We start from the raw sequence: 12,588 nt of genomic DNA on the forward strand, positions 1-12,588 counted from the left end.
CAAGCAGTCCGGCGAGACCGTCACCGTCTGGCTGCTGGACGGCACCACCGGCGGCTGCCTCGGCTGGGGGCCCGGGCCCGTGCCCGCCCGTAAGCCCGGCGGGATTCCGGGTCAGTCCGCGCTGACCTCGGAGCGGTCGCCGCCCCAGAGGGTGTGGAACACCCCGTCCCGGTCGGTGCGCCGGTAGGTGTGCGCGCCGAAGTAGTCCCGCTGGCCCTGGGTGAGCGCGGCCGGGAGGCGGTCGGCGCGCAGGGCGTCGTAGTAGGAGAGGGCCGCCGCGAAGCCGGGGGCCGGGACGCCCTGGCGCGCCGAGGTGGCGACCACCTCGCGCCAGTCGTCCTGCGCCGCGCCGATCTCCGCGGCGAACTCCTTGTCGCCCAGCAGGCTGGGCAGCCCCGGCTGGGCGTCGTACGCGGTGCGGATCCGGTCCAGGAACGCCGCCCGGATGATGCAGCCGGCCCGCCACAGCGAGGCCACCGCGCCGAGGTCCACCTCCCAGTCGTACGCCTCGCTGCCGGCCCGGATCATATGGAAGCCCTGGGTGTACGAGACGATCTTCGACGCGTAGAGGGCCTGCTCCACCCGGTCGGCGAACCGCGCCGCCTCCGCCTCGTCCAACGGCTGGGCGGTGGGACCGGGCAGCGACCGGGAGGCCTCCCGCAGCCCGGCGTGACCGGACAGCGAGCGGGCGAACACCGCCTCCGCGATCCCCGACACCGGCACCCCGAGGTCCAGCGCGATCTGCACCGTCCAGCGGCCGGTGCCCTTCTGCTCCGCCTGGTCGGCCACCACGTCCACGAACGGCTTGCCGGTGGCGGCGTCGGTGTGCGCCAGCACCTGCGCGGTGATCTCGATGAGGTACGAGTCCAGCCGGCCCTCGTTCCAGCCGCGGAAGGTCTCGGCGATCTTGGCCGGCGAGTAGCCCGCCACCGACCGCAGCAGGTGGTACGCCTCGCCGATCAGCTGCATGTCCGCGTACTCGATGCCGTTGTGCACCATCTTGACGAAGTGCCCGGCCCCGTCGGGGCCGACATGGCTCACACACGGAGTGCCGTCCGGCGCCTTGGCCGCGATCCGCTCCAGTAGCGGGCCGAGCGACTCATACGACTCGGCCGAGCCGCCCGGCATGATGCTGGGCCCGTTCAGCGCCCCCTCCTCACCGCCGGAGATCCCCGCCCCCACGAAGTGGATGCCGCGCTCGCGCAGCTCCCGCTCCCGGCGCCGGGTGTCCTCGAAGTGGGCGTTGCCGCCGTCGATGATGACGTCGCCGTCCTCCAGCAGCGGGGCGAACTCCTCGATGACCGCGTCCGTCGGCTCACCCGCCTTCACCATGACCACCAGCCGCCGGGGCCGCTCCAGCGCGGCCACGAACTCCTCCGCACTGGCGGTGGGAACGAAGTTGCCCTCCTCCCCGAACTCCTCGACCAGCGCGTCGGTACGGGCCTGGGTCCGGTTGTGCAGGGCGACGGTGAGGCCGTTGCGGGCGAAGTTCCGGGCCAGATTGCGGCCCATCACCGCGAGCCCGGTGACACCGATCTGGGCTGTACCGCTCATATGCGTACTCCTGTGCTGTTCGGTGGTGGTTCATGGCGTCCCGGCGGACGGACCGGGCCGTCGGGCCGGCCGGTGAACGGGTGCGCGCCGACGCGATGCCGCGCGCCCCGCGTACGCCCCGGTCACCAGCGGTTGCCTTCCCCGGTCCCGTACCCGTACGCACCACCTGAGCGGGTCATTCACCGCAACGTCCGCCTCGCCGCACGCACTGCCCCCGCATCCCGTCCATCCCGCCGGCCCCGCTCTCACCGAAGGTGACATCGGCACCGCCCCTTGTCACCGGCCGCCCCACCCTCTAGCTTGGGCCGCCGCTGACCTGTGCAAGGGGGGAGACCCACCCATGGCCTTACGCGGACGACACCGGCGGTACCAGCCGAGCCGCCTCAACCGGGCTTCGCTGACCGTCACCGCGAGCGGCGCCGGCATGGCCCTGCCGCTGATGGCGGCCGGAACGGCCGAGGCGGCCTCGGTGGACACCTGGGACAAGGTCGCGGCCTGCGAGTCCACCGACGACTGGGACATCAACACCGGCAACGGCTACTACGGCGGCCTGCAGTTCACCCAGTCCACCTGGGAGGCCTTCGGCGGGACGCGGTACGCGCCGCGCGCCGACCTCGCCACCAAGGACCAGCAGATAGCCGTCGCCGAGAAGGTCCTGGACGGCCAGGGCCCGCGCGCCTGGCCCGCCTGCTCGGTCAAGGCCGGACTCACCCGCGGCGGCGACGCCCCCGCCATCTCCCCGAACGGCGACCGCGGCGAGCGGGTCCGCACCACCGGGGAGGACACCGGCCGGGACAGCACCTCTCCGCGCAAGCGGAGCGCCAAGGCCCAGCCGAAGCAGCCGGCCGCCACGCCCACCACCGTGCCGGGCAAGCGCGAGAGCTACACCGTGGCACGGGGCGACTCGCTCTCGGGTATCGCCCGCACCGAGCGGGTCAGCGGCGGCTGGCAGCGGCTCTACGCGGAGAACCGCACCGTGATCGGCTCCGACCCGGACCTGATCTTCCCCGGTCAGCGGCTCGCGCTGCGCGGTACCGCGGCCGGCCCGGTGACGGAGAAGCCGCGCACGGAACGCCCGCGTCCGGAAACCTCCACGCCCAAGACCACGCCGAAGACCAAGCCCAAGACCACGGCGAAGCCGCCGAACGAGACCAGACCGGCGGCCAAGTCCCAGGCGAGACCCGACGCGGCCAAGCCCAAGCCCCGGCAGCAGGCGGCCAAGCCGAAGCCGCAGCAGGCGGCCGCCAAGCCGCGGACCGCCGCCGGGTTCAGCGCCCCGGTGGAGGCAGGCCCGAGCACCGCGTACCGCAAGGCGGGCTCCTCCTGGGCCAGCGGCTACCACACCGGTGTCGACTTCGCCGTCCCCACCGGCACCTCCGTCAAGGCGGTGGCGCCCGGCCGGATCGTCTCGGCGGGCTGGGCCGGTTCCTACGGCTACCAGATCGTGATCCGCCACCACGACGGCCGCTACAGCCAGTACGCCCACCTCTCCGCCCTCAGTGTGCGGGCCGGGCAGCAGGTGGGCGGCGGCCAGCGGATCGCCCGCTCCGGCTCCACCGGCAACAGCACCGGCCCGCACCTGCACTTCGAGATCCGCACCGGTCCCGGCTACGGCTCCGACATCGACCCGCTCGCCTATCTGAGGTCCGTCGGCGTCCGCGTCTGACGCGTCCCTTCCGTGCCCGGCGGCCCCGCCGGGCACGGAAGGGGGTCTGCCCGGGGCCTATTCCAGATCCCCCGGGGCCTATTCCAGATCCAGCGAGCCGTGCACGACCCGGCCGCCGACCATGGTCAGCAGCACCTTCGTCCCGGCGATCTCCTCCTCGGGGACCTTCATCACATTGCGGTCCAGCACGATGAGGTCGGCGAACTTGCCGGCCTCCAGTGAACCGGTGTGATCCTCCTGCCGCAGCTGGTAGGCGCCGTTGAGGGTGGCAGCGCGCAGGGCGGCCGCGCGGCTGATGCGCTGATGCGGGGTCATCGGCCCCTGCGCGGCGTACTCGCTGCCGGGCGCGGCGGTCCGGGTGATCGCCGTCTTGATGGCGGTCCACTCGTCCAGCGGGTCGACCGGCCAGTCGCTGCCCAGGGATATCCGGCCGCCGCCGGCGAGGATGTCCCCCTCCGGTTCGTAGTTCGACCACCGCTTGGCGCCCAGGTAGGGCTTGACCGACTCCACGGAGTCGGGGGCGGGCTTGGCCCAGTGGAACCCCATCGCGGCGACCACGTCGAGCCGGGCGAAGCGCTTGATGTCGGCGGGGTCCACCAGTTCGGCGTGGGCGACGGTCAGCCGGCTGCGGCGGTCGCCCCGCTCGCGGACGCGGGCGAAGGCGTTGAGGGCGGTACGGACCGAGCGGTCGCCGATGGCGTGGACATGCGGGTCCAAGCCCGCCGTGGTCAGCTCCGCCACGATGGAGTCGAGCTGCTCCTGCTTCCAGTACTGCGCGCCGGTCCGCTTGCCGGGGCGGCACTCGCCGTGGCCGCACTCCAGATAGGGCTGGAGCAGACCGGCGGTCTGCGCCGGGTACTGGAGCACGCCGTCGAGGAAGAGCTTGGTGTTGCGTACGGCGATCCCCGCCGCGGCCTTGACGGCGCCCCCGTCGTACCGGTCGCGCAGGGCGCGCACCTTGCCGACCGGGTCCTTGTCGCCGACGTTGACGAGCGGGGCGAAGTAGGCCCGGGCGGTGAGCTTGCCCTCCTTGGCGAGGGCGGTGAAGGCCTCCATGCCCTCCTCGGACGCCAGCGCGTCCATGAAGGTGGTCACCCCCTGCCCGGCGAGCGCGGCCAGGGCGGTGCGGGCGATGCGCAGGTTCTCCGCGGCGGTCGGCTGCGGGATCTTCGCGGTGAGCAGGTCGGTCGCCCCGTCCTCCAGCACACCGGTGGGCTCGCCCTGGGCGTCCCGCGCGATGGCGCCGCCCGCCGGGTCCTTCGTCGCGGCGGTGATACCGGCGATCTCCAGGGCGCGGCTGCTGACCAGCACGGTGTGCCCGTCGGTGGACTTGACCACGATCGGCCGCCGGGTGCCCAGGGCGTCCAGGTCGGCCTTGGTGAGCTTGGTCCCGGCCGGCCGCATGGCCTGCGCGTACCAGTGCTCGACCTGGACCCAGGAGTCGGGTCCCTCGTCCTTCGTCCGCTTCAGATAGGCCCTGACGCGGTCCTGGAACTGCCGGACCGTGAGCGGTTCGTACTCCAGGTCGCAGCCGAGCAGCCCCTGCCCGCCGGACATGGGATGCAGATGCCCGTCGTGCAGTCCGGGCATCACCATCCGGCCGCCCAGGTCCACGACCCGGGTGCCCTTGCCGACATGGCGGCGGGCCTCCCGGTCGGTGCCGACGAAGGTGATCCGGCCGGCGGTGACCGCCAGCGCCTGGTGCACGCTGTCCTCGGCGTCCACGGTGTGGACATGGCCGCCGGTCAGCACCAGGTCGGCCGCCTGTGCGGCTTGGTCCTTCCCGGAGTCGTCCCGTTCGGGTTCCGGTCCGCAGCCGTCGAGCGCGACCGCGGTGACGGTCACCGCGCCGGCGGCCAGCACCGCCCGGCGGCCCGGCGTACCCCGCGTACCCCTCATGAGCCCTCCCTCGTCCCTGCCTGTGCCGTGCCGGTGCACGGTGCGTTCTGCGTCACACCCGGACCGTAAGGGGTGCGGTTTCCGTAGACAGCGGTCGTCGTGTCCGCATCGCGGCCTCGCTATCGGAGGAATGGGGTGGGTGCTTGCCATTGAATCGAAGGGGTTGGGGCGGGAGGGGGCTATTGAGCGCGTGGCCAACAGGGGTGGTGCCGGTCGAGGGAAACCGCAGCGCCGTCCGTTTCGCCCCTTTCTGAAAATTCCCGTCCCGGTCGCGGGCCATCCGCTGGCCCCGCTCCGGCCCCGCCCCCGCCCCGTGACCGAGAGCACGGGCCTCCGCTTGGCCCTCGCGCCCCCGCCTCCCGTAGAGTTCGGCTTTTGACAAGCGGCTTTCGACAGCACCTTTGACAAGCACCCGCCGCCCGCGTGTCGCGCGCGGTGGAATGAACGAGCGAGCGAGGAACGGCAGCGCCATGACGGTGACCGAAGAGACCCAGGCGTACGAGCCGGAGGCGTACGAGCGGGGTCCGGAGGCGTACGAGCCGGGTCCGGAGGCGTACGAGCCGGGTCCGGAGGCGTACGGGCCGGGCATCGACCCCGAGCGGCTGGCCGTCTGCCTGAGCGTCCTCGCCGAGCTCGACCGGATCGAGGTCGACCACCCGGACGCCATCGCGGTCCGCCGGGCCACCTCCGGCATCTACCGCACCGTCAAGCAGCGCCGCCGCCAGGAGCGCCGCGCCGCCAAGACCGCCAACGACCGGGCCGTCACCGAGGCCACCGCCACCGGCTCCGCCGACCGCATCGACGACGAGACCCAGGGCCTGCTGCCCTCCTCCTCCACCGTCGGCGAGATCGCCGGCATCCTCCAGCGCCCCCGCTCCTGCTACGTCTGCAAGCAGCGGTACGTCGAGGTCGACGCCTTCTACCACCAGCTCTGCCAGAAGTGCGCCGCCGAGAACCGCGCCAGGCGCGACGCCCGCACCGACCTGACCGGCCGGCGGGCCCTGCTCACCGGCGGCCGCGCCAAGATCGGCATGTACATCGCGCTGCGGCTGCTCCGGGACGGCGCCCACACCACCATCACCACCCGCTTCCCCGGCGACGCCATCCGCCGCTTCAAGGCCATGCCGGACAGCGACGAGTGGATCGGCCGGCTGAAGATCGTCGGCATCGACCTGCGCGACCCCGCCCAGGTGGTGGCCCTCGCCGACTCCGTCGCCGCCGCCGGGCCGCTGGACATCCTGATCAACAACGCCGCCCAGACTGTGCGCCGCTCGCCCGGCGCCTACCGCGAGCTGGTGGCCGCCGAGTCCGCCCCGCTGCCCGCCGGTGAACTGCCGTCCGCCGAGGTCATCGGCACCTTCGGCAGCGGAACGGTGGACTCCGTCGCCGCGCTGCCCGGACCGCGCGGCGGGGACCAGCTCACCGCCCAGGACATCACCGACCTGGCCCTGGTCAGCGGTTCCGCCTCGCTGGAGCGGATAGCGGCCGGCACCGCCATCGACGCCGGCGGGCTCGTACCCGACCTGCACGACACCAACAGCTGGGTGCAGACGGTCTCCGAGGTGGACCCGGTCGAGCTGCTGGAAGTGCAGCTGTGCAACTCCACCGCCCCGTTCATCCTGATCAGCCGGCTCCGGGCGGCCATGGCCGCCTCCCCGGCCCGCCGCACCTATGTCGTCAACGTCTCCGCCATGGAGGGCGTCTTCGCCCGCGGCTACAAGGGCGCCGGGCACCCGCACACCAACATGGCCAAGGCCGCGCTGAACATGCTGACCCGCACCAGCGCCCAGGAGATGTTCGACTCCGACCGCATCCTGATGACGGCCGTGGACACCGGCTGGATCACCGACGAGCGCCCGCACCCGGACAAGGTGCGGCTCGCCGAGGCCGGCTTCCACGCCCCGCTGGATCTGGTGGACGGCGCGGCCCGGGTCTACGACCCGATCGTGCGCGGCGAGGCGGGCGAGGACCTCTACGGCTGCTTCCTCAAGGACTACGCCCCCGGCCAGTGGTGAGCAGGCGCCACCCCGTGGGGTGAACGCCAGGGCGCGGGCGCGCCAAACGGAAACCGCTTGCTGAGCGTCCCGCGATTCCCGCCCGCCCCATCCGTCGGAGAGCCCGCAGGACGCCCTCCGGCGGAGTGGCGTACCCGCATGCGCCCGGCGTGTCCGGATTCCCACCCTGTGACGCGTTCCATCGAGCGGAACCTCGCTCATTTGGTTAACCTGGGGCGAACGGCCGACCGACCGGGGGCCACGAAACCCCTCGGGTCGGCCTGGGGACAAGCCTGCCACCAAGGCTGCGGTCCCGCCCGATGACCGGCGCCACCGCGACCGAACGGCAGTACATGTCCTCATAGGTTCGCGACACGACAGGAGTGCGCGGTGACACCAGAAACGACCATTCAGGAGCCTGCGGAACCCGGCGAGCGCCTCGCCCGTTCCGAGACCCTCGGCAGCCTTGAGGTGTGGGCCCGCTCGGCGCCCATCCGACTCGCGGGCTACGAGGACGACCTCGCCGAGCCGCACATCCTGCCCGGTATCGACTGAGCCGGCCGGTCGCCCGAGCCGCGTACGTACCGCGCCTCCGTGCCCTCCGCCCCGCGACGCCCCGCGCGCCCGCCGGCGGAGGGCGCGCGGCTGTCCGCGGGCCCGGGCCCCGGCAGCGGCGCGGTCAGCGCAGCCGGGTCGGCGGCAGGAAGTCCCGCTCCGCGGTGCGGTGCCACCAGGCGCCCGTCGCCCGCCGCTCCTCCCCGGTGGTGAACCGGTACCGGTAGAGCCGGGCCCGAATCTGCGCCGGCGGGCCGTCCGGGAAGGGGTTGTGCCCCAGCAGCCGCAGGGTGTCCCGGTCGCCCTCCAGCAGCCGCTCGACGAACGGGGTGAACCAGGACCGGGCGTACGCGGGGGAGAGCGCGGCGAACCACATCATCCAGTCCAGCCGCAGATGGTACGGCGCGAACTGGCGCGGCAGCCGTCGCACGTCCCCCGGCTTGCCCCGGAAGCCGTACTCCCGCCAGACCGTGCCCGGGTGGGCCGTCGCCTCCTCGGTGCCCTCGATGACGATCTCGCGCCGGACCCGCCCCACCGTGCCGAAGGCACCGTAGGTGTTGACCAGGTGCAGCGGGTCGAAGGACCGGTTCATCGCCTGGTGGCGGGAGAGCAGATTGCGGGCCGGCCGCACGCTCAAGCCCAGCACCAGCGCGGTGACGGCGAGCACCAGCACCCCGAACCACAGCGGGGGAGCGGGCAGCACCGGCGGGGCGGCCACCATCGAGCCGTCCACGGCGGACAGCGCGAGCACGATGGTCAGCCAGTTCAGCCAGGCGAAGTTGCCCGACGCCACCAGCCACAGCTGGGTCACCACGATCAGCCCGGCGGCGGCGCTCGCCACCGGCTGCGGGGTGAACAGCAGCACCGGCACCGCCAGCTGGGCGACATGGTTGGCCGCCGTCTCCACCCGGTGCAGCGGCCTCGGCAGCCGGTGGAAGAACCAGCTCAGCGGGCCGGGCATCGGCTGGGTCTCATGGTGGTAGTACAAGCAGGTCAGATCGCGCCAGCAGGAGTCGCCGCGCAGTTTGATCAGCCCGGCGCCGAACTCCACCCGGAACAGCAGCCAGCGCAGCAGGAACAGCACCAGCACCGGCGGGGCGGTCTCCTCGTTGCCCAGGAAGACCGCCAGGAACCCGGTCTCCAGCAGTAGCGACTCCCAGCCGAAGCCGTACCAGGTCTGCCCCACGTTCACGATCGACAGGTACAGCGCCCAGAGCACGGCCCACAGCGCCATGGAGACGGCCAGCGGGACCGCGTCACCGGCGCCCGCGACCAGGGCGAGGGCGAGCGCCGCGCCGCCCCAGGCGCAGAGCGCGAAGAACCGGTCCGAGTAGTGCCAGTGGAACACGCTCGGCGCGGCCCGGAACGGCACCCGCTCCAGATACCGGGGCACCGGCAGCATGCCCCGGCTCCCGATCAGCGCCCGGAACTGCAGGGCGGCCGCGAGGAAGGCGACCAGGTAGACGGCGGCCAGCGCCCGCTGGAAGACCAGCCGGCTCAGCCAGTAGTCGGAGGAGGCGAACCAGAACCATTCCATCGGTCCCGAGTATCCGCGCCGGGCTCCTCGACGCCGGCGCGACACCGCCGTGCCGGGCCATCAGGTGGCGAGCCGACGCAGGGTGCGGCCCAGTTGGACGGCGTAGGCCCGTTGCAGCAGCGGTACCACCGGCCCGGCCAGCCGGGTGTACCAGCAGCCGGGGCGGCTGAACGCGGTGACCGTGAACCACACCGACCCGTCCGGGCGCAGGTCCACCACGAAGGACTCCTCGCCCGTCTCGGGGTGCCCGGGCAGGGTGCCGTAGGCGAAGCCGGTCCGGGTGGTGTCGTCCACGGTCCAGACCACCGCGCAGGGGGCGGTGATTCCCCGCCGTGCCGTGCCGAACCCGACCGAGACACGGGTCCCCGGCTCGGCGCGCGGGGTGTCCGCCGCCACCCGTACCCCGGTCCGCCGGTGCATCCGCCAGGTCATGACGGCCGCCCCGGCGCGCTGGAACACCTCCCGCCCGTGCCCGATCGGCGCGGTGTGGTGCAGATGGTGGTAGCCGGCCGGCAGCGGCCGCTCCAGGGTGGCACCGGTCTCCGGGTAGGTCAGGTCGGGTGGCATAGGGTCCTCCGGGTGAATGGTCTGCGGGTGGGTGGTCTCCGGACGGGCGGGATCGTGCGGGGTGCGGCCGAGGTGGCCATGGCGGGCGCCGTCGGCCCGGCCGTGGTCATGGTCGCTGAGTGCGCGGATCAGTCGGCTCATGGGGTACGTCCCTGGGTGGTCGTCGGGTGGCTCGGGGCTCGGTCGTGGCCGTGGCGGCCCGAGGGGGTCGGGTTCAGGCGGCGGTCAGCGTGCCGGTGCCGGGCCCGGCACCGGCTGCCGCTCCGCCGGTGGAGGTGCCGAGCCGCCGCCAGGCCAGCACCGAGCAGAGGGCGAAGCCCAGCGCGTTGCCCAGGCCGTGGGTGGCCGCCATCCAGGCCAGGTCGGGGTGGGGCAGCCCGGTCGCCTGACCGACCGCCCAGCTGAGGGCCAGCAGCATCGTCGCCACCAGGACGGCGGCCGAGACGGCCAGCAGGGCCCGGGTGGCCCGGTCGGGCGCGGTGGGCCGCACCTCGCGCCAGGTGAGCCAGGCGACCGTCCACATCCCGGCGGTCAGCACCAGCGCGCCGAGCAGTTCGGCCCAGTCGTCCACGAAGTAGCCGGCCAGCACCAGCAGGGTCCCCAGCGGCACGCTGTACCCGGCGAACCCGGCCGCCGGGCGGTCGGCGGTACGGCACACCAGCCCGGCCACCAGGGCGGCGGCGAACCCGGCGAAGTGGAAGTGCGGCACGGTCAGCGCCAGGATGTCGAGGTCGAAGCCGAGGAGCCGGTACCCCGCCCGCTCGGCGACCAGCGCCGAGGCGGCCACGGCGGGGCTGGCCAGCGCGGTGAGGGCGGCCACCTCGGCCGGGGTGAACACCGCCCGGCCGCCGCGTACCAGCCGGCCGGCCGCGTGTCCCGCCAGCAGCACCGCGCCGAGCGCGTACACACCGGCCAGCGCGGTGGCGAGGGCACCGCGGGGCAGCCAGAGGCAGACCGCCCCGGGCACCGCGAAGAGCGGCCACAGCCGCCGTACCGTTCGGAACTCCGCTGGGCCCAGCAGGGCCAAGCCCAGCGGCAGGACCACCACCATGCCCAGGGCCACGATCAGGTTCACCAGCGGCCACATCGGTCCCACCCCTCCCCGCAGCAGAATCTTGAACACGTTCAAGTCCGTCGTCCCGCTCACTCTAGAAGGGTTCTTGAACGCGTTCAAGTCGCTCTGGGGTGAGGCATCCCGTGGCTCCGTCCCCCGGTCGGACCACCCGGCTTGCGGGGCGGTCCGGCGTCCGGCAGACAGGAGCGCAGAGCCATCAGTCCCCGGGCGGCACCGCCGGGCCGGGGACGCCCCGGAGGACAGGAGGCCCCCCGCGTGCCCACACCCACGTGCCGCCGTCGTGTCGCGCCCCAGGTGCCCGCCGCGTACACGCTGGCCGTCGCGCTGCTCGTCGCGGGCTGCGGTGGCGGCGAGGGAGGTGGGGACGCCGGGCCGCAGATGTCCGCCGGTGCCCAGAAGGTGCGGCTGCTGCCCGCCGGCGACCCGGGCCCGGACCCGTTCACCGCCTCCACCGCCCGGCCGGCGCCCGGACTGCCCGCCTCCGCCGCCTCACCCGCGGCGGGCGCCCGGGGGCAGAGCGCGCGCAGTGTGCCCGGCTCCACGCCCGGCCTGTACGGCGGCACCCGCTCGGTGCCCAGCTGCGACGTCGAGCGCCAGGCGTCCCTGCTCACCGAGGACGCCACCAAGGCGCGCGCCTTCGCCCAGGCCGCCGGCGTCACCCCGGCGGGCCTCGCGCCCTGGGTGCGCGGCCTCACCCCGGTGCTGCTGCGCGCCGACGCCAGGGTCACCGGCCACGGCTACCGCGACGGCGCCGCCGACCCGTACCAGGCGGTGCTCCAGACCGGCACCGCCGTCATGGTCGACCGCTACGGCACACCCAGGGTGCGCTGCGCCGGGGGCAACCCGCTGCGTACCGCGGTGGACGCCCGCGGCGCCGCCGAGCACGAGGGCGAGGCCTGGCCCGGGTTCGACCCCGGACGCACCCTGATGATCACCCCGACCCGTCGGCCGGTGGAGAGCCTGGTCATCGTCAACGTCCTGAGCAGCACCTGGGTGGAGCGGCCCATGGGCACCAGTGGCGCGCAGGACGCGGCGCCCACCTCCCCGCCACCGTACGCGCCGGGGGAGCGGGACCTCGCCGAGGCCGCCGTGCCGGAGGCCGAACCCTCGCAGGACCCCGGCTCCGGCCCGGCCACCCCGCCCGGGCGGCAGCCCGAGGGCACCGGCCCGGCTCCCCGGCCGGACCAGCCGGAGGGCGAGCGGACGGTCCCGGGCGTGCCGGACGGCGGAACGGCGGTGCCGGACGGCCCCGGCACCGGCGAGCCCGAGCGGCCGGGCCGACCGGACACCGCGGAGCCCGAGGGGGCGGCCCCGGAGACCGTCGAACCGGAGGACTGCCCGACCGACCCGGGCGAGGGCATCGCCGTACCGCCGGGCTGCCCCACCCCGCCCCCGCCGCCCGAGCCCCCGGTGATGGCCGAACCGGAGGACCTGTACGGGCCGGACGCGGGCCCCTATGCCGGTGGAGCGGGTGGGGCGGACGGAGCGGGCGAGGGCGGGGACGGCGGCGACGGCGGTCCGCAGGGCTCGGGTCCGGCCTCGGGCCCGGACGGCGCCGGTCCGGAGGAGGAGCCGGTCTTCGACATGGAGTGAGCCCCGCTGGAGGGGGCGGTGGACCGCGAGGCGAGCCCCGCCGCCGGGCTTGCTTCCCGGTCCCGCCGGCCGAGGTGGCTTCGGGATCCCACCCAGCCTCGCCTCAGGTCCCATAAGGTACATACCAGGTCGAAAAACTCTACGGATG

The 12,588-nt window shown here is 74.0% G+C and carries 9 protein-coding genes; 4 read left to right on the forward strand and 5 right to left on the reverse strand.

The annotated features are described in order from the left end of the window. Nucleotides 1-111 precede the first annotated feature (111 nt). Nucleotides 112-1,554 carry an NADP-dependent phosphogluconate dehydrogenase gene (gene gndA / locus ABZ945_RS18730; protein WP_361270465.1) on the reverse strand — a complete coding sequence of 481 codons (1,443 nt, stop codon included), beginning with the start codon at nt 1,552-1,554 and terminating at the stop codon, nt 112-114. Between the two features lie 340 nt (nt 1,555-1,894). Between gndA and ABZ945_RS18735 the strand changes: the two genes are divergently transcribed. Then, nucleotides 1,895-3,220, forward strand: coding sequence for a transglycosylase family protein (locus ABZ945_RS18735; RefSeq protein WP_361270467.1), 1,326 nt, complete (start codon nt 1,895-1,897; stop codon nt 3,218-3,220). A 78-nt stretch (nt 3,221-3,298) separates the two neighbouring features. Here the strand turns inward: ABZ945_RS18735 and ABZ945_RS18740 are convergent, their stop codons facing one another. Continuing rightward, nucleotides 3,299-5,119: an amidohydrolase gene (locus tag ABZ945_RS18740; RefSeq protein ID WP_361270470.1), complete on the reverse strand. Its 1,821-nt coding sequence runs from the start codon at nt 5,117-5,119 to the stop codon at nt 3,299-3,301. Nucleotides 5,120-5,589: 470 nt separating this feature from the next. Between ABZ945_RS18740 and ABZ945_RS18745 the strand changes: the two genes are divergently transcribed. Together ABZ945_RS18745 and ABZ945_RS18750 are read left to right on the forward strand one after the other, a co-directional pair. Then, nucleotides 5,590-7,134 (forward strand): SDR family NAD(P)-dependent oxidoreductase, encoded by a 1,545-nt coding sequence (locus ABZ945_RS18745; RefSeq protein ID WP_361270473.1) that lies wholly within the window; start codon nt 5,590-5,592, stop codon nt 7,132-7,134. 369 nt (nt 7,135-7,503) lie between these two features. After that, nucleotides 7,504-7,668, forward strand: a complete 165-nt coding sequence (locus ABZ945_RS18750; RefSeq protein ID WP_361270476.1) for a hypothetical protein — start codon at nt 7,504-7,506, stop codon at nt 7,666-7,668. A 124-nt stretch (nt 7,669-7,792) separates the two neighbouring features. Here the strand turns inward: ABZ945_RS18750 and ABZ945_RS18755 are convergent, their stop codons facing one another. From ABZ945_RS18755 to ABZ945_RS18765, 3 genes are all read right to left on the reverse strand, one after another. Next, nucleotides 7,793-9,205 carry a lipase maturation factor family protein gene (locus tag ABZ945_RS18755; protein ID WP_361270479.1) on the reverse strand — a complete coding sequence of 471 codons (1,413 nt, stop codon included), beginning with the start codon at nt 9,203-9,205 and terminating at the stop codon, nt 7,793-7,795. Between the two features lie 60 nt (nt 9,206-9,265). Beyond that, entirely contained in the window at nt 9,266-9,772 is a 507-nt protein-coding gene (locus ABZ945_RS18760) for a DUF1990 domain-containing protein (protein WP_361270748.1), read from the reverse strand. Between the two features lie 214 nt (nt 9,773-9,986). Next, nucleotides 9,987-10,859 (reverse strand): YndJ family protein, encoded by an 873-nt coding sequence (locus ABZ945_RS18765; RefSeq protein ID WP_361270751.1) that lies wholly within the window; start codon nt 10,857-10,859, stop codon nt 9,987-9,989. A gap of 243 nt (nt 10,860-11,102) precedes the next feature. On the opposite strand from ABZ945_RS18765, the gene ABZ945_RS18770 reads away from it, so the two are divergent. Further along, nucleotides 11,103-12,440 (forward strand): DUF6777 domain-containing protein, encoded by a 1,338-nt coding sequence (locus ABZ945_RS18770; protein ID WP_361270481.1) that lies wholly within the window; start codon nt 11,103-11,105, stop codon nt 12,438-12,440. Nucleotides 12,441-12,588 lie beyond the last annotated feature (148 nt).

The organism is Streptomyces sp. NPDC046887, from assembly GCF_040644755.1.
Taxonomy (GTDB): domain Bacteria; phylum Actinomycetota; class Actinomycetes; order Streptomycetales; family Streptomycetaceae; genus Streptomyces; species Streptomyces lichenis.